General features: G+C 51.3%; 20 protein-coding genes. All 20 read left to right on the plus strand.

Annotation, left to right across the window (positions count from 1 at the left end; all coding sequences use genetic code 11):
- The first annotated feature begins 331 nt into the window (after nucleotides 1-331).
- The 20 genes from AUP42_RS17720 (at nucleotide 332) to AUP42_RS17810 (ending at nucleotide 25,098) form a co-directional block, all read left to right on the plus strand.
- Complete coding sequence (locus AUP42_RS17720; protein ID WP_062952892.1) at nucleotides 332-1,474, plus strand: flagellar basal body P-ring protein FlgI; 1,143 nt, start codon at nucleotides 332-334, stop codon at nucleotides 1,472-1,474.
- Entirely contained in the window at nucleotides 1,474-1,821 is a 348-nt protein-coding gene (locus AUP42_RS17725) for a rod-binding protein (RefSeq protein ID WP_062952893.1), read from the plus strand. Before AUP42_RS17720 ends, AUP42_RS17725 begins: the two co-directional genes overlap by 1 nt.
- 5 nt (nucleotides 1,822-1,826) lie before the next feature.
- The gene (locus AUP42_RS17730) at nucleotides 1,827-2,288 is read left to right on the plus strand and encodes a flagellar protein FlgN (protein ID WP_142994479.1); all 462 of its coding nucleotides are present in this window, start codon (nucleotides 1,827-1,829) and stop codon (nucleotides 2,286-2,288) included.
- 17 nt (nucleotides 2,289-2,305) lie between these two features.
- On the plus strand, nucleotides 2,306-4,717 hold the full coding sequence (gene flgK / locus AUP42_RS17735; RefSeq protein WP_062952895.1) for a flagellar hook-associated protein FlgK: 2,412 nt from the start codon (nucleotides 2,306-2,308) through the stop codon (nucleotides 4,715-4,717).
- Between the two features lie 27 nt (nucleotides 4,718-4,744).
- The gene (locus AUP42_RS17740; RefSeq protein ID WP_062952896.1) at nucleotides 4,745-5,944 is read left to right on the plus strand and encodes a flagellin; all 1,200 of its coding nucleotides are present in this window, start codon (nucleotides 4,745-4,747) and stop codon (nucleotides 5,942-5,944) included.
- A gap of 81 nt (nucleotides 5,945-6,025) precedes the next feature.
- Nucleotides 6,026-6,493 (plus strand): flagellar assembly protein FliW, encoded by a 468-nt coding sequence (fliW, locus tag AUP42_RS17745; RefSeq protein WP_062952897.1) that lies wholly within the window; start codon nucleotides 6,026-6,028, stop codon nucleotides 6,491-6,493.
- Between the two features lie 170 nt (nucleotides 6,494-6,663).
- The gene (locus tag AUP42_RS17750) at nucleotides 6,664-8,949 is read left to right on the plus strand and encodes a tetratricopeptide repeat protein (RefSeq protein WP_062952898.1); all 2,286 of its coding nucleotides are present in this window, start codon (nucleotides 6,664-6,666) and stop codon (nucleotides 8,947-8,949) included.
- Nucleotides 8,950-9,135: 186 nt separating this feature from the next.
- Nucleotides 9,136-10,308: a flagellin gene (locus AUP42_RS17755; protein ID WP_062952899.1), complete on the plus strand. Its 1,173-nt coding sequence runs from the start codon at nucleotides 9,136-9,138 to the stop codon at nucleotides 10,306-10,308.
- Between the two features lie 375 nt (nucleotides 10,309-10,683).
- Nucleotides 10,684-11,853, plus strand: a complete 1,170-nt coding sequence (locus AUP42_RS17760) for a flagellin (protein ID WP_062952900.1) — start codon at nucleotides 10,684-10,686, stop codon at nucleotides 11,851-11,853.
- Nucleotides 11,854-11,939: 86 nt separating this feature from the next.
- Entirely contained in the window at nucleotides 11,940-12,311 is a 372-nt protein-coding gene (locus AUP42_RS21260; RefSeq protein WP_082824834.1) for a flagellar protein FlaG, read from the plus strand.
- Nucleotides 12,312-12,417: 106 nt separating this feature from the next.
- Nucleotides 12,418-14,199, plus strand: coding sequence for a flagellar filament capping protein FliD (gene fliD, locus AUP42_RS17765; RefSeq protein WP_062952901.1), 1,782 nt, complete (start codon nucleotides 12,418-12,420; stop codon nucleotides 14,197-14,199).
- 57 nt (nucleotides 14,200-14,256) lie between these two features.
- The gene (gene fliS / locus AUP42_RS17770; protein WP_062952902.1) at nucleotides 14,257-14,766 is read left to right on the plus strand and encodes a flagellar export chaperone FliS; all 510 of its coding nucleotides are present in this window, start codon (nucleotides 14,257-14,259) and stop codon (nucleotides 14,764-14,766) included.
- Between the two features lie 209 nt (nucleotides 14,767-14,975).
- Nucleotides 14,976-16,574 (plus strand): flagellar hook-length control protein FliK, encoded by a 1,599-nt coding sequence (locus tag AUP42_RS17775; RefSeq protein ID WP_062952903.1) that lies wholly within the window; start codon nucleotides 14,976-14,978, stop codon nucleotides 16,572-16,574.
- Between the two features lie 21 nt (nucleotides 16,575-16,595).
- A complete protein-coding gene (locus AUP42_RS17780; protein ID WP_062952904.1) occupies nucleotides 16,596-17,381 on the plus strand; it encodes a flagellar hook assembly protein FlgD in 786 nt (261 codons plus the stop codon).
- Between the two features lie 51 nt (nucleotides 17,382-17,432).
- The gene (locus AUP42_RS17785; protein WP_062952905.1) at nucleotides 17,433-19,142 is read left to right on the plus strand and encodes a flagellar hook protein FlgE; all 1,710 of its coding nucleotides are present in this window, start codon (nucleotides 17,433-17,435) and stop codon (nucleotides 19,140-19,142) included.
- A 358-nt stretch (nucleotides 19,143-19,500) separates the two neighbouring features.
- Nucleotides 19,501-21,102, plus strand: coding sequence for a flagellar basal-body MS-ring/collar protein FliF (gene fliF / locus AUP42_RS17790; RefSeq protein ID WP_062953013.1), 1,602 nt, complete (start codon nucleotides 19,501-19,503; stop codon nucleotides 21,100-21,102).
- Between the two features lie 81 nt (nucleotides 21,103-21,183).
- Complete coding sequence (locus AUP42_RS17795) at nucleotides 21,184-22,302, plus strand: FliH/SctL family protein (protein ID WP_062952906.1); 1,119 nt, start codon at nucleotides 21,184-21,186, stop codon at nucleotides 22,300-22,302.
- Entirely contained in the window at nucleotides 22,292-22,654 is a 363-nt protein-coding gene (fliN, locus tag AUP42_RS17800; protein ID WP_007091338.1) for a flagellar motor switch protein FliN, read from the plus strand. Before AUP42_RS17795 ends, fliN begins: the two co-directional genes overlap by 11 nt.
- Nucleotides 22,655-22,676: 22 nt before the next feature.
- Complete coding sequence (locus AUP42_RS17805) at nucleotides 22,677-23,471, plus strand: motility protein A (RefSeq protein ID WP_062952907.1); 795 nt, start codon at nucleotides 22,677-22,679, stop codon at nucleotides 23,469-23,471.
- A gap of 58 nt (nucleotides 23,472-23,529) precedes the next feature.
- Nucleotides 23,530-25,098, plus strand: coding sequence for a sigma-54-dependent transcriptional regulator (locus tag AUP42_RS17810; protein ID WP_062952908.1), 1,569 nt, complete (start codon nucleotides 23,530-23,532; stop codon nucleotides 25,096-25,098).
- The last annotated feature ends 26 nt before the right edge of the window (nucleotides 25,099-25,124 follow it).

The raw sequence follows: 25,124 nt of genomic DNA on the forward strand, positions 1-25,124 counted from the left end.
GGTAAGCTTTCCCGGGTCGAACCTGCAGCCTTGATAATGTCAATCTACACTGCAAAGCTCGTAGGCCCGATCCGGATAGCCTTTTGGCAGTGAACCGGGCCGGATCGAGTCTCCCCCAAAGCGCAGCCTGGCGCAACGGGAAAAAAATGCCGGGTCGTCATGCTTCTATCGCCGTGCAGCTCTTCTGCGCATCAAACAAGCACCGATTTTCCGGCAACTTGCGCAATCCACGATCCAAAGCGACCGCTTTCTGTCATCTGGCACGGTTTTCGCAGAAGTGGTTTCCGAATTGTATCGGATGGCTCCCATCCCCGGAAGCGGAACAAAGAATATGATCACAGGTCTTGGCAAATATGTAGTGAAGGCAGCAGTACTTGGCATTCTTGGCATGGTTGCCCTGATGCAGGTTGCTCCGGCGAATGCCCAGTCGCGTATCAAGGATATCGCGGACTTCGAAGGCGTTCGTGACAACATGCTGGTCGGTTACGGCCTTGTTGTCGGCCTGAACGGCACAGGTGACGACCTTGGCGATGCCGACTTCACCCGCCAAAGCCTTGTGGCCATGCTTGAACGCCTTGGTATCAATGTACGCAGTCAGATCGACGACATTGATTCAGAAAATATCGCGGCAGTAATGGTCACCGCCACCCTGCCCCCCTTCTCTCGTCAGGGTTCGCGCCTTGATGTTTCCATCAGTGCAATCGGCACCGCCGAAAGTCTTCAGGGCGGAACGCTTCTTGTCACCCCAATGGTGGGCGCCGATGGCGAAGTGTACGCTGTTGCCCAAGGCAATCTTGCAGTTGGTGGATTTTCTGCCGGCGGCAATGCGCAGACTGTGGTCAAGGGAGTTCCGACATCAGCACGCATCGCCAATGGCGGTATCGTTGAGCGCGAAATCGACTTCAACCTGAATTCCATGCAGAACATGTCCGTTGTTCTTCGCAACCCAGATTTCACAACGGCCAGCCGCATCGCCGAAGCCGTTAATGCCTATCTTGGTGAAGTCGCAGCCCGTCCAAGCGACCCGGGCACCGTTCGCATCAACATTCCGGAACGCTACAATCAGGATGTTGTGGCTCTTTTGACCGACATCGAGCAGCTTCGCGTCGAACCGGATCAGATCGCACGCGTCGTCATTGACGAAAACACCGGCACGATCGTGATGGGCGAAAATGTACGCATCAACCGCGTTGCAATAGCACAGGGCAATCTGACCATCCGTGTCACCGAGACCCCGCAGGTATCGCAACCTTCCCCGTTCTCCCAAACCGGCACGACCGAAACTGTCGACCGGACCAATATCGAAGTGGATGAAGGCGAGGATAACCAGCTTGGCGTGCTTGAAAGTGGCGTCAGCCTGCAGGAACTGGTCAACGGCCTGAACAGTCTTGGTGTTGGCCCGCGCGACATGATCACCATCCTTCAGGCGATCAAAACGTCCGGCGCCCTCCAGGCCGAAATCGAGGTGATGTGATGATGATCGACAGCACCAGCGCCCTGATGGCGCAAGCCCAGGCCTCCGCCCAGTATGGCGCACAGAATAACGTAACCAGCCGTGCCAGCCAGTTGACGGATGGTCACATCAAAACCGAAGCACAGGCCCGTAAAGCCGGTGAAGAATTTGAGTCCATGTTTCTTGGCCAGATGCTTAGCCACATGTTTGCCGGGATCGAAACCAACGAAATGTTTGGTGGCGGTCACGGCGAGACCATGATGCGCTCCCTGCTGGTTGACGAATACGCCAAAGAAATGACCCGCGCAGGTGGCATCGGAATTGCAGATGCCGTTACACGCGAAATTCTCAAGGTGCAGGAAGGATAATGACCATGACCACCGAACAGATGGTTATCGAGCTTAAAAGCGTCACATATGACCTTATTTCCCTGCTGGAGCGTGAAACCCAGGGGCTGCGCAAGCTCGAAATTGCCGAGTATGAGCAATTCGTGTCGGAAAAATCTGCCCTGTCGATGCAGTACGAACAGCTTGTCGTCAAATTGCGTGCACGCGGGTCAGAGCTCCGCCAGTTGCCCGAGGACGACAAGGCTGAGCTTCGAGACCTGCAAGCCGAATTTCAGCAGGCCGCCCGCCGCAACATGACCGCCCTCCAGGCAGCCAAGGCCACCAACGAACGCATGGTCAATGCCATCGTTCGTGCGGTGAACGATAAGGCCAAGGAAGACTGCACGACCTATAACCGTTCTGGCCAGACCGGCAAGGCATCCCTTGGTGGCTACGGCCGCCCGACCAGCAAACCCGGCACGTCTTACAGCGTTAACGAAACGCTCTAGGGGTAAAGGCGAAGATCATGTCACTGACCCAGGCACTTAACAGCGCAATTTCCGGCCTCAATACCGCACAGGCCCGCATTTCCATCACCTCTTCGAATATCTCGAACGTGAATACCCCCGGCTATTCGAAGAAGATCGCTGGCCAGGAAACTCTGGTGCTCGACGGGGTTGGTGCAGGTACGCAAATTGGCGATATTTATCGCAACGTCAATGATGGTCTCGTGCGTGAAATGCGCAATGAATTGGGTAAAGCTGGCCGCGAAGAAGTACGTTTCGAGTTTTTTCAACGCGTTCAGACTCTCTTTGGCACCCCCCAATCTGATGCTGCGATCAGTCAGCGCATAAGCGATCTCGCTGATGCCTTCGAACAAATGGGTAACAGCCCCGAGCAAAATTCTCCTAAAGTCGAAGTAATCGAGAGCGCACTGCAAGTAATGGATTCTTTCAAGAATCTATCACGCCAGGTTCAAGACATGCGCGATGACATCGACGATCAGATCACTGAGCAAGTAGCATCTGCAAACACTCTTCTCAGCGAGATCGCTGAACTCAATACGAATATTATTCGACTGAAAAATCTTGATCAGCCAACGACAGAGTTGCTTGATCAACGTGATCAGCGTGTTAACGACCTGTCAAAAATCATGAATGTGACCACGTATACCCGAAGCGATGGTGCGATGGTTCTTTTCACCGCAAATGGCAACCGCACTTTGCTAGACCGTTCCCCTGCCACACTTGCATTTAATCAGACTTCTGGTTTTGAACCGGGCACAGGTGGGTCGGGCGTTACTCTCGATGGAGAGGATATCACCGATATTCTCCAAACAGGGACTTTGAAAGGTCTTTTTGAGATGCGGGACACGGAGCTGCCACAACTCAACGATCAAATCGTCGAGCTTGCAGGAGAATTGCGCGATGCCATAAATGCAGAACACAACAAAGGGACGGCCTATCCGCCCCCTGCAAACTTATCTGGAAATCGCATAATCAACGGCTCTGATCCAATTACAGCTAACGGCACATTCCGTATCGCCGCCTTGAATGCTGCTGGCGAACTTGTAGCCACAGATAGCTGGTCTGATATTGCTTTACCAACAACCCCCGCTACAGTTCAGGGGATTGTAGATGCAATTAACGCTTCGGATGCAGGCTCGTATCTTTCTGCATCAATTATTGACGACAAACTTGTAATCGAAGGTACTGATGGCAATCGCGTTTCAATCAACGAAATGACAGGCTCTATCACCACCAGTGATGGGCGAAGTCAAGGCATGTCGCATTACTTTGGGTTAAACGATTTTATTGCTACAGTAAAACGCTCGGACACTTTGACATCTTCCGCCCAAAGTAGCGCTACGTCAGCACTCGGAGTCACAGCGAGTTCCATGGTGATTAGTGCTGGTAGCGGTGTATTGACGCCCCCCGGCATAACGGTCAATTATACAGCAACAGATAGCCTGACTGATGTTCGTGATGCGATACGGACGGCTTTGCAAGGCGCAGGCATGACTGCCGCCGACGCCGCCGAAACAGCATATCTGGTTGAAGATGGCGACCGGTTTCGGCTTGTCATAAGCTACACCGCGAACATGAGCATTACCGACTCCGGCAGCATGGCCAGTACAATCGGCATGACCGAAGATATGCCAACACTTGCTGGAAACATGACAGTCGCTAATAATATTCAGAATGATCCTGCACGCATTGTTCGAGGACAGCTCAATGCTGATGTGTATGAATCATCTTCTGCGATTGGCGATCCTGCTACCGATATTCCAAATCTCGGTCCACTTGTTCCGCCCCCACTGAATTACACCCTTACAATTTCAGGCGATTTTACAAGTGTGAATATCAATTATGACAGTAACTCCTCGTTAGAGGACATCGTGAACGCGATCAACAATAGTGCAACTTTGACCGACAATAACATCACAGCCGAGGTTGTGTTTGATAGCAATTTTGGTGGCTATAAACTACGTGTAACAGACTCTGATGGCGACGCTTTCTTCTTCCAGGATAGCGGAGGCAATGCAGCAGATAGCTTAAGCACAGTTCTTGGGCTTGGCATCAATTATGGCGTTCACGAGGGTGATAATAGTGCAGCGTTGGCGCTTAGCAACACTTTCTCGCGAACCGACATTGGGTTCGAAGCTGCGGGAGGACTATCTCCCGAAAGAACATCGCTGATTGACTTTGCAGCGGGTATTGTTGCAACCGCAGCAACAAAAGCATCAGTCGCGGAGAACAACAGTTCTTTCCAAACAAACCTAGTTACAGATCTATCGACCAGGATTCAGAATGAGGCAGGAGTGAACCTTGATGAAGAAATGTCAGATCTTATAATTTTCCAACGTGCTTACAGCGCGTCAGCACGTGTAATTTCGACCGTTGATGAACTGTTTGATGCTTTGCTGAATGCAGTTTAAAGTGACGCAGAACACGGAGACGAAAAAATGGTAACCCGCGTTGCTACATATACCAGCCACTCGCTGCTCTCAAACCTAGCGTTGCAAAACGCAGCAAAGGTGACCGATTTGCAGACCCAAGCCTCAAGCGGTCAAAAGTCGCGTGAATATGCAGGTATATCCGATAGCACGCAACGACTTCTGAACCTTGAGTCCGAATACGGAAAAACGAGCCAATATCTTAGCAACGCAACACAAGCAAAATTGCGCCTGGAAAACATGGAAGCTTCCGTCGACACCATGAGTGATCTGACAGTGAAGATGAGATCACTGTTGATTCAGGCACAAAACAACAATCTTGCTGGTGACATCAATCTGGCAAACGAAGCCAATCAAGCTCTGGCTCAAGTTGAGTCACTTCTGAACACTCAACTTGACGGCAGATCGCTGTTTTCAGGTGGACGCACTAACCAAAATGCAGTTGATATTGCGTCCATGGAAATCCCAGACACTTATTATTCGACGAACAGTGCAATGACAGGTACGGCGACCCTAGCGTCATTGGGCGTCACTGCGAATGGTGATTTGAACGTAAACGGGAACACTGTCAACTACCAGACAACCGATACAGTTAATGATCTAATTGCCGCAATTAACGGCTTCCCTCCCGCTAACGCGTCACTGCGTTCAGACCCAGGGACGGGCACAATCAGGCTCGTAGTTGAAGATCTTTCTGGCGGAACACTCGCGTTTGCTGAAGGAGGTCTATCTACAGGAAATCTTTTCAACGTCCTTGCTCCTCTCAATGCCCCAAATCCACGCGCAGACGTTTCGTATTACAAAGGCGACCAACAGCAGTTAACCGCTAGAATAGATGACGATTACTCTATTGAATATGGCGTAAGAGCTGATGCTCCTGCTTTTGAAAAACTGATCCGCAGCCTCAAAATTATGTCCACCACGCAGGACTCAACCTCTTTAAACATTGCTTTGGGCTTAATTAACGAAGCCACGGACGAGCTTCCAAACATTCAAGCAAAAATTGGCGTTGATATTTCTACGATTGAACGCAAAGAGACCCAGCATAAGGATTTTGCCGTTTTTGCCGCCAATGCGATTTCGAACATTGAAACAGTTGACGTACCCCTGACATTGGCAGAACTTTCCCAGTATGAAACAGCACTTCAGGCGAGCTTTATGTCAATTTCACGCTCTTCAGAGTTGTCACTTGTCAACTTCCTGCGCTAACAGGCTCGTGAATTTAGAATATTTTTATCAAGACAACGTTACATCGGTTTAATTACTGATAGAGCCTTTCGGGGAAATAATATGACTGAGAGCGAAAACGCGCAAGAAAACCAACCGGAAAACGTAATAGTTGAAACGCGGTTTGGAGATATAGAGTTCGCTTGGGACAAGGCAATCTACATGCCCATCGGTCTGTTGGGTTTTGCAGAGCATCATGTATTTGGACTAGCCAATATACCCGGGCAAACCGACGTTCAGTTCAAACTTTACCAAAGTTTAACTGATGCACACATGTCCTTTATTATTTCACCTTACGACCTTAGAAGTGGGGTGTATTCTGACCACGACTTGGAAGTCGCCTCCAAAGGTGTGGCCGTCCCAATAGAGCATATGACAATTCTTTTGGTTGTAACCATTCGATCAAACGGGGAAGGTGGCGTCAAAATGTCCGTAAATCTACAAGCTCCAATAATTGTTGATACTGAGCGTCAAGTAGCGTGGCAATACATAATGAGAAATGATAAATATCCAGTACAACAAGATATTTAACGCGCCCCAGACATCAAAGAATTTGAATACACAAAGATATAAAACATCACATCCAGAAAAAACATTTGTCTGCAAAACTTAGTTGCTTGGCAAAACTGGATAAGCGTTAAACTTTGACGGGGAATGCTGGGGTGGCTAACAGGTCGGAACGCAGAAAAAATAACCGAATTATGAAGAAAACCCCGCTTTCTGAGAAGCAGCATCTTCTTGACGGTAAAACTCCCGAATCACCACTCCCCCACGAATTGCAAAATGCACTTAAACTAGCGACAACACATCACGGGGCAGGTCGTCTGCAAGATGCAGCAGCCATATACCACCAAATCCTGACCGAAGTACCAAATCAGCCCATCGCCCTACACTTATTGGGAATGGTCTTCCACCAAACTGGCAACAACTCAAAAGCTATTGAACTTTTGGAAACAGCCGTCAATGTTGCTCCGCATTATGCGCAAGCATACAACAACCTTGGTGTGGTATTTAATGCCGAGGGACGTACTGGAGACGCCATTTCCTGCTACCGCAAAGCGATTAAGAACAATCCCCAATATGCAGAAGCCCATAAAAACCTTGGCGCAATCCTTGCCACAATCGAAAATTTCAATGACGCACTGGACTGCTATCGCCAAGCAGTAATGCTCAACCCAAACAATGTTGAAGCTCATAAGGCAATTGGCGACATTCTGATCAATCAACAAAGACCAAACGTCGCAATTGAAAGCTATTTGAAAGCACTGGCTCTGAAACCATTTGATGCCGACCTTCAGACCGACACAGGAATCGCGCTGCAGTATCTATCTCGCTGGCATGAAGCGCTAACTTATCATAGCCGCGCCATTAGCATGGCTCCGGGAGCAAACAGGCACTGGACTGCATTTGGCGACTGCGTAAAAAACATGTCATTCTCAGGCACGAATGAAAGCCTCGAAACCGCTCTGTTGGAATTAATGAATCGCCGCGACAATCGCCCGGCGTCAATTATGTTTCCAATAATTAGCGCGTTGCTTCATCGTAAAGATTTCTCTGAAATAATTAACAAGCTTGGCGGAGGAATCTCAGACGACACTAAAGCCTGTTTAGAAGCAGCTGAAATACTATCGAAATTGCCTCTATTTCTAAGCCTGCTCGAACTTGTACCTGTTGCTGACCTTCGCATTGAGCGCATGTTAACCAATATACGTAGCAACCTGTTGATCTACGCAGCAGCAGGAAATGAACTGTCAAAGTTGCAAGGCTTTCTAAATTCTCTAGCCCTTCAATGCTACGCCAACGAATATGCCTACGCGGTGAGCCCGGAAGAGGAATATCTCCTCAGGCAAATGACCGACTTTTCTCAAAAGGCAACTCAGGCTGAAAAAACAATACCTCCTTACTTGCTGAGCTTGATTGGTTGTTATCTGCCTCTCCACCAGTTTGACTGGGCAAAGCCTGCCATAGAAAAGATAGACCCGGAAGAAATTGCCGATGTTATTAAACGCCAAATTACAGACCCAGAACAAGAATTTATCTTACGAAAGGCAATTCACGCCCTAACTGGCGTGCAAGATGCCACGTCCCGTGCTGTACAGGCACAATATGAGGAAAACCCTTACCCTCGCTGGATCAGAGCAGGGGTTTTCACTGACTCTCGAACGATCAAAGATGTACTAACTTCGGCACCTTTGAACTTTAATTTGGGCAATTACTCGTCACCTGAAATTCCAGAAATCCTGATAGCAGGCTGTGGAACCGGTCAACACGCGTTACAAACCGCAACCAGATTCAAAAATGCAAAAGTAATCGCCGTTGATCTCAGCCGCAGCAGCCTTTCCTATGCCTGGCGTAAAACGCAAGAGATGGGAATTGAAAACATTCAGTATCTGCAAGGGGATATTCTCAAACTGGATCTGCTTGATAGGCAGTTCGACATTATTGAGTGTGGCGGTGTACTTCATCATATGGCTGATCCCTTAGAAGGCTGGACCGTATTGAACAGACTGCTCAAACCAGGTGGACTGATGAAGATCGGACTTTACAGTGAAATTGGACGCCCTGATGTAATAGCTGCGAGAAGCTTTATTCAAAAGCACGGTTACACAACTTCGGCCGATGACATGCGCAGATGCAGGCAAGAAATCATTTCAGCCGCAGAAACAGGAGATCAGGCACTGATTCAACTTTGCATGAGAGCCGACTTCTATAGTTTGAGCCCATGCAGAGATCTGATATTTCACATTCAAGAACATCGCTTCACCATCCCTCAGATTGAGGACGCTTTAAAGAAGTTGAATCTAAAATTCATCGATTTCGAAACTCAAAGCCCCCAAACACTCACACGTTTCCGGAATGAGAATGCAGGCTGCCCAGAGTCTCTGATATTAAAGCGCTGGAACGACTACGAAGCGCGTTTTCCTGAAACATTTCGGGGCATGTACCAATTTTGGTGCCAAAAACCAGACAGCAACAACCAGAGATAACGCACTATTTTTAATACTCAATCAGTCATATTGGCATACCTTTTGCTCAAGAGTTTGGTAGTATTAGCCCGCCAGGGAACCACTTTTCTAATCTGGAAGACTCAAGTGGGATCTTGGAGAGGCTCCCTGGCATTTCCAGCACAGGCGCGGAATGCCGACACGAGCAACTGATGCAGGAAGTATGACATGGCTCTAAATATTATCTCCAATTACGCGGCAAACGTTGCCCACCGTAACCTGGCCGTCTCAGATGAAATGGCCACCCGCTCTCTCTCAAAACTGTCTTCTGGTACACGCGTCGTCTCCGCGCGGGATGATGCCGCGTCAATGGCAATTGGCGCACGCTTGAATTCCCAAGTTCAGGCGCTGAAAACAGCCACAGTCAACGTTGGCCAAGCGAACTCGATGCTCCAAATCGCCGACGGTGGCCTAGCCACAATAGATGATATTCTGACCCGTATGAAAACCTTGGCGGTTCAGGCAGCTTCCGACAACCTTTCCACAACGGAACGCGGCTTTCTCAATGACGAGTTCCAGTCACTAGACGCCGAGATAAACCGAGTATCATCTTCAACAACCTTCAACGGTGTCGCACTGCTTGCTGGACAAACGAGTTTTGGCGTAGATCCGGCAGCGGTTGGCGCAAACATTGAGGCTGCAGATGGCTTTGCTGCAATTTCAATTGCGAACGATGCCAACTTCACAGCCAACGACACCATCAGCATTACGTTCGATAACGCCACCAATATTATGACGTTAACGAATACCAATGCTGCAAACTTTGCCCAGTCAATAGACCTCGACGATATAGGCGTCACCGCATTGACTGGCGCAGAAACAGCAAATGTTGAATTCGGCGCACTAGGGATTACGCTTACTCTAAACTCGGCGTTTGCATTTGGTACCGATATCACCGCCAACAACACCTTTGACGTACTAGCGGTAAACGGTCCAACCTCCCTTACCTTCCAAATCGGCGCAGGCAATCAGGCAGCGGTCGACCGCCTGACCTTCAATCTTACATCTGTAAGTTCAGCCGCCCTCGGCGTTGCGGCGATCGATATTAGTACACTTGCGGGCGCACAAGCAGGTATTGACGCAGTTGACACTGCCATTGACAGCCTGCAGACAGCTCGCTCCAATGTTGGCGTTGGCCAAAACCGATTAGACTTTGCAGCTCAGAATTTGGCTTCATCCCAAGAAAACAACGAAGCTGCACGCTCGACACTTCTTGACCTTGACGTCGCATCCGAAATGACCAGCTTCACCTCCAAGCAGATCCTTGTTCAATCTGGCGTGGCAATGCTGGCGCAAGCCAACCAGATGCCGCAGAACTTGCTAAGACTACTTCAAGGATAGAATTCCAAGTACATCATGAAAGTTTGGGTAGCGAACACAATCAGTTCGCTACCCATTTTTAGTCTGGCCCTTAAATCCGCTCGCCGTTCCGATTCCAAAATGGAAGGTCCGAATCCTGCTATCGGAACCAATTAATCGCACAGAAGTTGAAAATATTCGCCTCAAAAAACTCCGCCTCATAAACTAAATGCATGTTTTTAAACAATTTAATTTTCTGCAAATTTCGCTAGACAGAAAAACCATACGTATGTATATTTTTACTTAGTGAAAACCGCCTTTCTAATTCAGGATGAATGCGAAAGGCAAAGCTGGCGATATTGCCAGATCGTGAATGGCAGGATGCCATTCTGAGCTATCCAAGTAGGAGATTACATCATGGCTCTTAATATCATTTCCAACTACGCCGCTAACGTTGCTCACCGTAACCTGAGCAATTCGGATGAGATGGCGACCCGTTCCCTTGCAAAACTGTCGTCCGGTACTCGCGTTGTTTCTGCACGTGATGATGCCGCCTCGATGGCAATCGGTGCACGTTTGAACTCTCAGGTTCAGGCACTTAAAACTGCGACGGTGAACGTTGGCCAGGCCAATTCCATGCTTCAAATTGCAGATGGCGGCCTTGGTACAATCAACGACGTTCTGACCCGCATGAAGACTTTGGCAGTTCAAGCTGCTTCGGACAACTTGTCCACCACTGAACGTGGGTTCCTGAACGACGAATTCCAGTCACTTGATGCCGAGATTGATCGCGTTGCGTCTTCGACCACTTTCAACGGTATCGGACTTCTCTCTGGACAGACCACCTTTGGCGTTGACCCGGCAGCGGTTGGCACCAACATCGAAGCCGCAGATGGCTTCGCATCAATCAAGATAGCAAATGACGCTGGCTTGACGGCCAACGACACTATCAGCATCACGTTTGACAACGCCACCAACACGATGACGTTGACGAACACCAACGCTGCGAACTTCTCGCAGTCAGTTGACCTTGATGATCTCGGTATTACCGCGTTGACCGGTGCGGAAACCGCGGACGTTGAATTCGGCGCATTGGGTATTACTCTTACTCTGAACTCGGCGTTTGCTTTCGGCACGGACATCACCGCCAACAACACTTTTGATGCTCTGGCAACTGCCGGCCCGACCTCCTTGACATTCCAGATTGGCTCGGGCAACTCGGCCGCAGTTGACCGTCTTTCCTTCAGCCTGACTTCTGTAAGTTCGGCTGCTCTTGGTGTCGCGGCACTTGATGTCAGCACCTTGGCAGGTGCACAGGCTGCAATTGCAGGTATTGACACTGCAATTGATACCTTGCAGACCGCACGTTCCAACGTTGGTGTAGGTCAGAACCGTCTTGACTTCGCAGCTCAGAACTTGGCATCTTCGCAGGAAAACAACGAAGCGGCTCGTTCTACGCTGATGGACCTTGACGTTGCTGCCGAGATGACCAGCTTCACCTCGAAGCAGATTCTGGTTCAGTCGGGCGTAGCAATGCTCGCTCAGGCAAACCAGATGCCGCAGAACTTGCTGCGTCTCCTGCAGTAATCCGGATATCCGAGGAAGGATGGGAGTTAGCCTCCCATCCTTCATCCGGATTATCCTTTGCCGCAAAAGCGGCATAGGAGGGTCAGATGGAAATTGTAAGCGCATATCAAAGTCAAAAGGCAACCGGACTTACAACAAGTTCCGCATCGTCTACGTCAAGCAATGCCGCTGGCTCACAAATTTCTGTAAAATCTTCATCCAAAAGCGACAGCAGCGCAGACCAAGCTGATGCAGGTCACAGACTTCAAGCAGCACTTGCAAAACTTGACATTCCTGAACTCGCGGACAGTAATGCCCGTATTGAACTGAACTTCAATCAGGAAACAGGTCGCGTTATAGCTAAAGTTACTGATCGTTCAAATGGTGAAGTTCTTCGTGAGATTCCGTCAAAAGAGTTGCAGCACTTATTCTCTCAAATCCGAGAATATCTAGGCAGTATTGTTGACGAAGAAGTTTAATCAAGCGATTGGGCTTTCCGGACAAGGCATGCTTCTTGCGTAATGATTTCCAGTCACGGCAAGCAGTGAAATATTTGCCTACCGACGTGCCCAGGGAGCTAGACAAATGAGCGGCGTGAACCTTAACAATATCTATGTCGGAGATAATGGCAGGATTCAACTTTCGGGTGGATCTTCAAACATTGACTTCGTCGATGTTGTCGACAAGATGATTGCGGCACGCCGCATTCCGGCCGTTACACTTGAAGACCGTATCGAGAAAAACGACGAGAAACTTGCAGCGCTTCGCGAGATGCAAGACCTCGTAACAGCCATGAAAGACTCTCTGTCGAAACTCTACGGTGCAACAAGCTTCGATAAATCCAAAGACATATTTGAATCGAAACAGGTCTACGCCACATCTTCAAACGGTGGCGGATCCGCATCTTCAGCAGCGGAGCTCGTCGGAGTTACGGCGACAAATGCAGCCGCAGCTGGTAGCTACAGTCTCGAAATTGATCAAATCGCATCCAAACATAAAGTTGCCGGGAATGTGATTGCAGCTAACCCAGCTGACGATGCAACGGGTGTGATCGGAACCGGACAATTTACTATCGGCGGAGGAATCGGCAGCGCACAAATTACCGTCTCAGCCGGTGATTCGTTGCAGGACATCCGAGACCAAATAAATGCTCTTAAGGGAAACACAGGGATTCAAGCTTCACTAGTCAAGGTAGCAGATGGCCAAACGTCGCTGATCCTGACTTCGACCAAAGAGGGTGCAGCAAACAGAATGACGTTGTCTGATGACAGTGGATCAGTATTGCAAAACCTCGGAATTCTCAGTGATGCGACAACCATTAATGTGACAAATGAAGTGGATATTGGTAACGACGCGCAATTCAAATTGGACGGAGTTACAATTACACGAAGCTCAAACGAGGTGACAGACCTCGTCGATGGTCTCACCTTCAGTCTGTTTGCTGCAGAACCTGGGACTACGATCGCACTGGAAGTCGAACAGGATCTAAACCAAGCAAAAGAAGCAATTGTAGGTTTTGTTGATGCATATAACGCTCTGCAAACCTTCATCAACGAAAAGACCTATGTTGATTCAGCCACGAGCAAGGCATCCGAAGATGCGATACTGCTTGGTAACTCTGCAGTTAAAAGCGTCGAGTCCGCATTACGTCAACTCATTGGCACACCAGCTAACGGCGTCACTGATATAGCGAACAAAACTGACTATTCGTTGCTTGCTGAAATCGGGATCAATTTTCTTCCGAATGCTGAAGTCTCAGACCCTAAACTGCTTAACACTCTGAAAATTGATGATGCAAAATTGAATCAGGCACTTCTGACCGAGCCGGACGAAGTGATGGAATTGTTCAATTTCCGAGGGGGCAGCGACAATCCCAATGTGTCGATGACAAACTTCACCAACAATACTAAAGCAGGTGAGTACGTATTCGATATTCAGGCATCTGGCGGAACAATTACCAGTGTAACATATTCTATAACCGGTGATGCAAGCGCACAGAATGTTGCAGCAACCGTAAGCGGTAACTATATCACTACTGAAAACGGCCTCAAACTGTTCTACAGTGGCTCAGGCAACACGAATGAAACTGCGACTGTGAACACAAGTGTTGGTGTTGGCGCACAGTTTTTCTTTGAACTGAATAAAGCTCTCGATACCGACACAGGTACATTGACGCAAGAAATCTCGACGCTAGAGCAGCAAAATACAGCCTATCAGGATAAAGTTGATCGAATTGACGAGCGTCTGGTCGGCCAGCGGGAAACTCTTATGGACAAGTTCATTGCCATGGAAACAGCTTTGGCTAGAATGAAGAACATACAGAGTTCTCTCGATGAATTGATGGCAGCAGGCAAAGAGGATAGTTAACTTTTTCTTGCTAAGCATGCACACTGGTGGGACGTATTTTATACCAAGGAGTGTAGCATGAACGAGCATGCAGCACGTGCATATGGCAACCAGCAGGTAAACACGGCTTCACCGGCTAAAATGGTTTTCATGCTCTATGAGAAAACCATTTCCTGCCTGCAGGAAGCAATTTACGCAGTCGAAAAGCGTGATATTCAGGCACGATGTAATGCTAATTGCAAAGCCCAAGAAATTATTGCGCATCTGGCAAATACTTTGGATATGAAACAGGGTGGCCAGATTGCTGCAAATCTTGAGAGCATTTACAGTTTTTCTTTGATCCGATTGATGGATGTCGACCGACATAACAATGCCGAGGCGGCGAGAGAGGTTATCGACTTGCTAAGCCCGCTGCGGGACTCTTGGGCCAGACTGTCTGAAAAAAGCGAGAGCGAATTGCGCCAGGCAATACAAGTTGCTCAAGATACTCAGAATAGTTCGACATACAAATCACCTCCGTCAGATACCAATGGTTCCTTCGAAACCGACGACAAGCCTACGAAACCTGGGGTATCTATATCTGCCTGATGGTTCTAGCTTAACAATCCCCCCCGCAGCAGCGGGGGTTTTTCTTGGCCGTTGGTTAAATAGAGTGTTTCTCCATTAGTTACTCGGCAAAAAATACCCTTAAACTAAACCGACTAACTAAACATCTGATTCCCTGCATGAATCCGGAACACTCAAAACTGGCCCGCCTTTTGCAAATGTTCTGACACTGTTTTGAGAAGGACCATGTCATGAACAGCTCTGCGATTATCAGATCGGCATCACCTACCATATCCATCCCGGGCCAGACCGCGTCTGTCAGCAGCGATGTGTCCTTTGGCGACGTGATGGATCAGGTCACAGACAACTGGGCAGAACGCAATTCCCAAATCCGTCATGACGCGGCAAAAACTGCCCAGACACAAATCCGTCATGACGAGGATGCAAAGCGCAGCGACACAGCAAATTCGTCATCGCGCGACAATTACAGCAAGCCCGATAGCCCGCGGAACGAGACACGCACCGATCACGATGACCATTATGATCACCGGGATGCCGCAGACAAGCATGACGATGCGTATGACACAAAAGACAGTGCTGACGTGGCAGATAGCGATCCGGCAATGGATGACCGGAACGAACGTGATATGACATCCCCGAATGATCATTCCGAATCTGCCCAAAGTCCGGAAGAAGAAGTCACCTCCGGTGAACAAATTGCAGTGAAAGATGATACCGCAGTAGAAACACCACAAGGTGATAAAGCCGCTGATCCTGATTTGGCAGCTATCCCCGTTATAAATCCGGCGGCTCAGCAAGCCAATCCGAACTTGGCAACTCAAACTGGCGCGGTCGTAGCCTCGGCAGCACAGGCTGCTACTCAGCCTGGTTCTGCTACGCCCGCACAGAATACCGACGGAACAACCGACGGCCTGATGAGTTCTACGGCCCTCTCCCAACCGGCGGCAGGTGCAGCAGCGAAGTCGGCATTGAACGGCGTTGATGGCAGCACCGAAGGTGTCGGAGATAACGACAGTTTCCTCTCGAAGATCGTTGACTCCATGAGTGGTGAACGCACCGTTAAATCGGTTAGCGAAACCGCACAGGGTACGACCGGTAACAATACTGCGAATGCCAATTCAGGTACCGGCAACCAAACCTCGGCGAATGCAAACCCGACAGCCACAACCAATCAGGCAGCACAGCAGGCCATGGCCGGCGCGGCCAATCTGCAAAACATGCAGCCAGGTGCCCAACCTCAAACTGCAACCACCGGCAAGGCAACGTCCATCGTTAGTGCAACCGGGACGACCGATGGCACTGTGCAGGCTGGTAATGGCCAGCTTGCAGGCAACAACACCCTGACCCAGGGCAATGCCGCTGGTCAGACAGCACATACAGCACGCCATGCCCCCGCCCAACAGGTGCAGCAGCAGGTCGCGGTGCATATCCGCAATGCCGCCAGCGAGGGTGTGGACAAAATTTCTGTTCAACTGCGCCCTGAACATCTTGGCCGGGTCGATGTGAAACTGGAAATCAGCCATGACGGTCGCGTTCAGGGAGTTATCCAGGCAGATACCCGTGAAACTCTCGATATGCTGCGACAGGATTCACGTGCTTTGCAGCAGGCCCTCAAAGATGCAGGTCTGAATGCGGATAGCCAAAGCTTTACCTTCGAACATCGGAACGAAGGTGGCCAAAGCCAAGAAGGCAACGGCCAATCCCGTATGGCAAACAATTCTGGCAGCACGCCTGACGAAGGTGACGTCATGAGCGGTGCCGAACTCGCAGAACATGTCGCGATTGGCTACGGGATCAATCCCAACGGCCTCGTTGATATCCGGATTTAGGAAAGGTAGAGGAACAGGATTGTGACCGTTTCATCAACTACCAATATTGGCGTGGCTGGAAACAATACGAATGCTGCCTCCAGCAGCTCCGCCAGCCAGCTGGCCCAGAACTTCGACACATTCCTGACGCTGTTGACCACCCAGCTCAAGAATCAGGATCCGACCTCGCCGATGGAAAGTGACAAATTCACTGACCAGCTGAGCCAGTTCGCCCAGGTCGAACAAGGGATTCAGAGCAACAAGAACCTTGAAAACCTGCTTGCGATGCAAAGCCAGCAGCGTCAGCTTTCCGCCCTGTCATATGTTGGGGCAGAGATCGAAGCGGTTGGCGACACCAACTGGCTCGAAGATGGTGGCGAGCTCAAATACAAATACAACATCTCGCCGGAAGTTCCGCGCCTGCAATTGCAGGTCCAGGATCAAAGCGGCAAGACGGTTTATTCCGAAGATCTCACCGACGTTTCCGGTCTCCAGAACTTTACCTGGGACGGCAAGAACAATAGTGGCGTCGCACAGGCCGAGGGAGCCTACACCCTTGTGCTTAAACCGATGGCTGCCAACGGTGATACCTTCAAGGACGAAAAAGGCAAACCCGCCTCGATGGCGATTGGCATCATTGGCAATGTCGACAGTGTCGATATTGGTGATGACGATATTTATCTGCGTATCGGTGACGTTTCTGTGCCGTTTGGAACCCTGACTAACGTCAAGCTTGGCGCGAACAGCACGGATACCGGAACCGAGACCGGTGAGAATAATGGCGACAATAATAATCCCGGAACTGACGAACAGGACGAAGCAGCCTGAAGGCTCTCATCCGGATTTTGATCAACACCCTGTAAGTGCAGGAGAATAAAAATGAGCCTTTTTGGTGCAATGATTTCCGGTGTATCCGGCCTTAATGCCCAGTCGCAAAACCTGGGCGTCATTTCGGATAACATCTCGAACCTCAACACGATCGGTTATAAGGGTACAATTGGGCGTTTCTCGACGCTTGTTACTGAATCCGCAACCGACACCCGATACACCCCCGGGGGTGTGCGGTTCCATCCGACTGCCCTGATCAGCAAACAGGGCCTGTTGCAGGCAACCTCGTCCAACACAGCGGCAGCAATTTCCGGCGACGGCTTCTTCATCGTGCGCGATACCGCCGCACCTGGAACCAATGACGAATTGTTCTTTACCCGTGCTGGCGATTTCAAGCCGGATGATGACGGCTTCCTGCGCAACACGGCAGGTTACTACGTTCAGGGCTGGGCAACTGACCGTGACGGTCAGCTGTTGAACCGGAACGGTGTTGTTACCTCTTCGAACAGCTCGGCTGTTACTGATCTGCAGGTTCTTGATATCAACTCGATCCTGACTGCAGCCGCGTCGACGACCACTATCGAATTCGGTGCAAACCTGAACTCGGATGAAACAGCTTTAACGGGCGGAAGCAATGTTTCGACAACCCTTGGCGTTGACGGTACAGCTGCCCTTGCAGGTCAGGCTGGTATCGCAGCGGGTGATTCTTTCGACATCACCTATAACGGTACCACCACTACAATCACGATCAACGCTGGTGAAACGCTTGCCGATATCGCAGCTGAAATCAGTGCCGTTACCGGTGTGACTGCAACTGCAACCTCGACCGGCACCAACGACACCCTGACCATCACCGGTTCGTTCGCTGATCAGGATGTTGTAATTACCAACAACAACAACACCCCGCTGACCGCACTTGGCTTCACCGGACCTTTCCCGGCGACGTTGACCGCTACCTATAACAGTGGTGACCTAGCGTCCGGAGCGACAGCCGAAAACAACTCAATGCCTGTCACGATCTATGACTCACTGGGTTCGGCCCATACCGTCAACCTTCAGGTCCTGAAACTTGGTCAGAACCGCTGGGCATTTGAACTTATCGGGACCACCGGCACCGGTGAACTTGATGCGGCAACACATCCGGATGGTTTGATTCAGTCCGGCATCATGACCTTTGACGGTTCTGGCAACCTTCAGACCTTTACCGATAATGCGGGTACCAGCCTTGTCGATCAGGACATCTCGGCAACCTGGACCAACGGTTCGGCAAACTCCGCCTTTACCCTTGATTTTGGTACACTGGGCCTTGGCAACGGTATCACCCAGTTTGCTGCCGGTTCCGATGCCAACGGTAACCTTGTCGAATACACCACCCACTTCATCAACCAGAACGGTGCCCAGGCTGGCACCATGGTGAACTATGCCTTCACCGAAGAAGGCTTCCTTCAGGTTGAATTCGCCAACGGGGTAAAACGTCCGGTCTACAAACTGGCTATTGCAACCTTCGAAGCCCCTGATGAAATGGAAAACCATACCGGTAACGTTTATCGCCAAACCCGTGAATCGGGTGACTATCTGCTGCGTGAACCGGGCCTGAATGGTGCAGGTAACGTTGTCGCATCCGCTCTTGAAGGGTCGAACGTCGATCTTGGTGAGGAATTCACCAACATGATCATCACCCAGCGCGCCTATTCAGCGAACACCAAGACGATCACCACGACTGACGAAATGCTCGACGAGCTGATCCGTATCAAACGGTAACTGATTGATACCATCGGGGCGGCTTTGCTGCCCCGATGGACTGCATATTTACAGGGACTCGCCCGGCTTTTTCAGCCGGGCTTCTTTTTGGGGCACGAAATACCTACATAATGGGCAGCATATTGATCTCGCCAAAGATGCAAATGATTCAAATCACTGGCGAATTTTGGACACATTACTGGGCAATAATTGCCGGTCGTTAACCTGTTCTTCAATATGCGCTTCTATTCGTTGATGATACCGGTAGCTATTGTGCGGACATCTGCCGGTGTTGGGGACAGTGGTAACAATCGATCCGGAGCAGTCGAACGTGGGCGGTTTATTGCAAACGCTTAAAGGTCTTGGACCGACACGCCTGATGGCCATTAGTGGCGTCGGGGTGTTGCTGCTTGTGTTTTTTGCATTCCTTATTCTGCGTGTCTCGGCACCGAATATGGAATTGCTTTATCGCGATCTTAATCCTGCGGACGCCAGCCAGATCGTCAACCGGCTAGAAGAACAGCAGGTTTCGTACCAGCTTTTGAATAACGGCACCGAAATTCTGGTCCCGGCCGATCAGGTCAATCGCATGCGCCTGTCGATGGCCGAAAGCGGTTTGCCGACGGGTGGTTCCGTCGGCTATGAAGTTTTCGACAATGGCAGCGGCCTTGGCGCGACCAGCTTTGAGCAGAACATCAACCATGTCCGCGCCCTTGAGGGCGAGTTGGCACGTACCATCACGGCCATACAGTCCGTGCAGCAGGCGCGTGTTCATCTTGTGTTGCCCAAACGCCAGATGTTCTCGCGTGAAACACAGGAAGCAAGCGCATCCATCGCCGTTAAAATGGCTGGCGGAGAATTGAAACCCGAACAGGTCATTGCCATCCAGCATCTTGTTGCAGCGGCGGTGCCCCAACTGACCCCAAGCAAGGTTTCGATCATTGATGAACGCGGTCGCCTTCTGGCTCGCGGTCAGGGCGAAGAGCAATCATCAACCTTCCTGACCCAGACCGCCGATGAAATGCGCATCCGCAACGAAACGCGCCTGCGCAATACGATCGAAGATCTTCTGTCGCGTTCCCTTGGTTATGGCGAAGTCCGTGCCGAAGTTTCGGTTGAAATGGATTTCAACAAGGTCACAACGGCGGATGAACGGTTTAACCCGGACGAACGGGTTGTACGCTCCAGCCAGACGATCGACGAAAATTCCACCAACAGCGAAACCGAGGGTACCGACCCGGTAACGCTGCAAAACAATCTGCCTGACGCCAACTTTGACGCCGGACAGGGAGCAGGCACCAGCAGCCAGGAAACCCGGTCCGAGGAAACCGTCAACTACGAGATTTCCAAAACCACCACGACAAAGGTCAAGGAAATTGGCGAAATTTCCCGTGTGACCGTTGCGGTTCTGGTTGATGGTACCTATACGACAGATGAAAACGGTGAACGGCTTTATCAGGAACGTTCCCCAGAAGACCTGGAGAAGATCGCAGCCCTTGTCCGCAGTGCAATCGGCTATGACCCGGCACGCAGCGATCAGGTCGAAGTGATCAATATGAGATTTGCCGACACGGCAGACCTGTTCCCGGATGAAGATGTCGAAACGTTCCTTGGTCTCGACAAAGCCGAAATCTTCCGTATCGCCGAGATGCTGGTCCTTGCCATCGTTGCGATCCTGGTCATCCTTCTGGTGGTTCGCCCGCTTCTGACCCGTGCCTTCGAAACACTGCCAAGTGCCGCCGATATGGCACAGCGTCAGCTGCTGGCCGAGGACATGACGGCAGAAGGCACCCCTGCCCTGACAGGACCATCACCGGTTCCGATGGCACCGGGCATGGAAGATGGCGAAGAACTGATCAACCTGTCGCAGGTCGAAGGTCGTGTGAAAGCCTCCTCGGTCAAGAAGATCGGCGAGATTGTCGAGAAGCATCCGGAAGAGGCTCTGTCGATCATTCGCAACTGGCTTTATCAGGAAACCTGATTTGCCTGACGGTCCAATCATGGGCAGGGTGGCGTAAAGCCACCGGCCCGCTTGTCGCCCAAACCAAACCAGCGGTTCGATATGACGGCCATTGAAAAATTCAAATTCTCGCTCAGTTTCGATGATGCCGATAACGTCATTCGTTCGTCCGGTTCGGATGATGAACATTATTCTCTGGGCAAAAAGAAAAAGAAAAAAGAGGAAGAGGCCCCGCCCCCTCCTCCGGCAATTTACACCGAACAACAAGCCGCCCAGATGATAGCCGAAGCTGAGGCCGCGGCCCGCGAAGTCGCCGATGCCGAAGGTTTTGCCCGTGGCCTTGAACAGGGACATGCTGAAATTCGATCATCCCTTGAACAGGCGATGGCAGATACTTCGGCACGTCTTGCCGAGACCCTTGCCCGGATTGACGAGCAGCAAAAACGCGCCAACGCCCGCATCAACGAGGACGCCATTCATGTTGCTATCGGCGTGATGCGCAAAATTGCGCCGGCCTGGTCGAAACAGTTTGAACTGATCGAAATCGAAAGCATCGTACGTCAATGTCTGGCAAACCTGTTTGACGCGCCCAAGGTGATTGTGCAGGTCCATCCCGATATCAGCCATATGGTTTCGGAAAGTGTTGAAAAAATCGCGCAGTCGCGGGGGTTCTCGGGCAAGGTCGGTGTGGTTGGCGAACCCGATATCGATCTTGGTGATTGCCATGTTTCATGGGGCGACGGAACAGCGGTTCGCGATACCAAACGCATATGGGCCGAGATCAACGATATCGTGGAGCGCGCCCTTCAAGGCCATGGCGAGGAGTATGAGCTCGACGGCAGCGATATGGGCGATCCTGTCATACAAGACACCAGTCTGGCCGACCTGCCGCCCAAACAGCCCCCGGCAAGGTCCGAGGTACCGACTTCCGATCCGGAACCGGCACCTGGAAACCGGCTTGACGCCGAGGGAACAGGATCACACGACACGACTGTATCGACCGGTCAGACCGAAGAAGGTCATGGCACAGAACGGGTTAATATGCCAACATCCCCCCAGGATGATGCGTCGCACATAGAAATCGGGATCAACGATAAAGATGATCAGCTACAACAGGATGGGGACCCGTTGCAGCCGGATCACAAACCCGATGTCGAAAACGAAACAAAAGTCGATGTGACGCAGGAAGCTCAAGGACCAGGAGACGAAAATGGCCGATGATGACGATCTTGAACTCTCGGAACTCGACAATGACGATATCGAGCTAGAGGGCGAAGGCACCGAACTTCTGGCCGCCGCCGAGATCGGCAGCGATGCCATGAAGACTTCCAAGGATCTCGAAGCGGTTTATGATATTCCCGTTCAGGTTTCGGCAGTCCTTGGAAAAGCAACCATGCAGGTGAGCCAGTTGCTAAAACTGGGGCGTGGTGCCGTCGTAGAGCTTGACCGCAAGGTTGGGGAAGCTATTGATATTTATGTAAACAACCGTCTGGTCGCACGCGGCGAAGTGGTGGTTGTCGAAGACCGTCTGGGGGTAACCATGACGGAAATCATCAAGTCCGAGAAAAACTAGTCTTTTGAGAGGATGAGCGGGTATGGCGGACGGGGGGACTAAAACGTCGTTTGATATCGCGACGGTTGCGGGGTTGGCTATCGGCTTCGCACTTGTGATTGCGGCGATCGTATTGGGGGGATCGCCCGGGGCATTTATCGATATTCCATCCGTTCTGATCGTGATCGGCGGGACGGCTGCGATTACCGCTGTCTGTTTTGCTTTGGGCGAATTTCTTGGCGCTGGCAAAGTCCTGATGCGCACGATTTTTCACAGATCGCGCAACCCGGCCGATGCCGCCCTGCAGATTTTGCAACTGGCTGAAATTGCGCGTAAAGGCGGGGTTCTGTCGCTTCAGGGCCATCTTGATAGCCTGCAAAGCGAAGAATATCTCTGGAAGGGTCTGTCACTTGTTGTCGACGGCACGCCCCCCGAAGAAGTCGAAGCCATCATGCGCAAGGACATGAACGCCACCATCGGACGCCACCAGAAAGGTGCGAACATCATGAAAAAGGCTGGCGATATCGCGCCGGCCATGGGCCTGATCGGGACGCTGATCGGTCTGGTGCAGATGCTCGGCAACCTTGATGACCCGTCTTCGATCGGCCCGTCCATGGCAGTTGCGCTTCTGACGACTTTCTATGGTGCGGTTCTGGCAAACATGGTGTTTATGCCGCTTGCAGCCAAACTCGAACGCAACTCGGGCGAAGAAGAACTTTTGAATTCGGTCTATATGGTGGGGGCCGTCTCCATCGGGCGACAGGAAAACCCCCGTCGTCTGGAAATGCTGATCAACTCCATCCTGCCCCCGTCAAAACGGGTCAGCTATTTCGATTGATCGGTGAAAGCCGCCAATTGAAATTGCCATTGGGAACGAAGCGGAAAGAGATGAGACTATGCAGGTATTGATCGTTGGTGGACTGGGCGGTCAGATCGGCGCAGCCAGCAAGATCGCGATGGCACGCGGCGCAACAGTCCAGTTGGCCGAAAGTGTCACGACATCGCTGAATATCCTGCGCGCAGGCAACCGTATTGATCTGGTCATGGCCGACATCACCCTTGATGTCGCCGCCCTGATCGAGGCAATGCACCGTGAACGCATCAATGTTCCGGTGGTGGCCTGCGGTATCGGAAATGACGTCAATGGTGCGGTCAATGCGATCAAGGCCGGTGCACAGGAATTCATCCCGCTGCCACCCGAAGCCGATCTGATTGCCGCCATCCTCGAAGCCGTTACCGAAGAAAGCCATGCCCTGATCCATCGCGATGCCCGCATGGCTGAAACCCTGCGTCTTGCCGAACAGGTCGCCAAAAGCAGTGCATCCATCCTGATCACGGGTGAAAGCGGAACCGGTAAGGAAATCATCTCGCGCTTCGTACATCGGAAATCCAACCGCGCAGATAAACCGTTCGTTGCGGTCAACTGTGCTGCCATTCCCGATAACCTTCTGGAATCCGAACTGTTTGGTCATGAAAAAGGTGCCTTTACCGGCGCACAGGCCCGGCGTATCGGCAAGTTCGAAGAAGCCAATAACGGTACCCTTTTGCTTGATGAAATCAGCGAAATGGATGTTCGCCTGCAGGCAAAACTGCTGCGCGCCATTCAGGAAAAGGAAATCGACCGTTTGGGCGGTAAAAGCCCGGTCAAGGTCGATGTCCGTATTCTGGCAACCTCGAACCGCAATCTTGAGGCCGAAGTCAATGCCGGCAATTTCCGCGAGGATTTGTATTTCCGACTGAACGTCGTCAATCTTGATATTCCCTCGCTGCGCGAGCGGCCCGACGATATTCCGGTTCTGGCGGAATTCTTTGTGAAAAAATATTCCGAAGCCAATGATGTGCCGATTCGACCGATCAGCCCGCTGGCAATCGCACGTTTGCGCAGCCACCATTGGCGCGGCAACGTTCGAGAACTGGAAAACACCATGCATCGCGCGGTCTTGATCGCCGGCCCAACCGAAATCGGCCCCGAGGCCATCATGCTTTCCGGCGCGGGTAGCAGCGAACCGGGCTGGCAATCAGCTCCGGCACCCGAAGCAGCGCCCGCGCAGACATCGGCACCTGCCCCGGCACAACCGGCACCAAGTGCCCCGTCACGCGCAAGTTCGGCCTATGCAAATGCCCACGCAGCTTATGGTGGTGCCGCCTATCGTCCGGTTCCGCCTGCACCGCAGCCTCATCATCACGATGATTACGCATCGCCCTGCCCGGCTGAACCTGTCGATCATGATGCCGGTTCCACAGATCAAACCTACGGAGACTCTTCGGTAACCGCGGCACTGGTCGGTCGAACTGTTGCCGATGTCGAACGCGATCTGATTATTGATACGCTGAAACATTGCTTTGGCAACCGCACCCATGCGGCCAACATTCTGGGCATTTCGATCCGCACGCTACGCAACAAGCTGCGTCAATATACCGATGAAGGTCTTGCCGTGCCGCAACCCGGCAATGGCCAGGACTGAATATTACAAAACGACCGGTGCACCCC

Source organism: Thalassospira lucentensis (genome assembly GCF_001613805.1).
Taxonomy (GTDB): Bacteria; Pseudomonadota; Alphaproteobacteria; order Rhodospirillales; family Thalassospiraceae; genus Thalassospira; species Thalassospira lucentensis_A.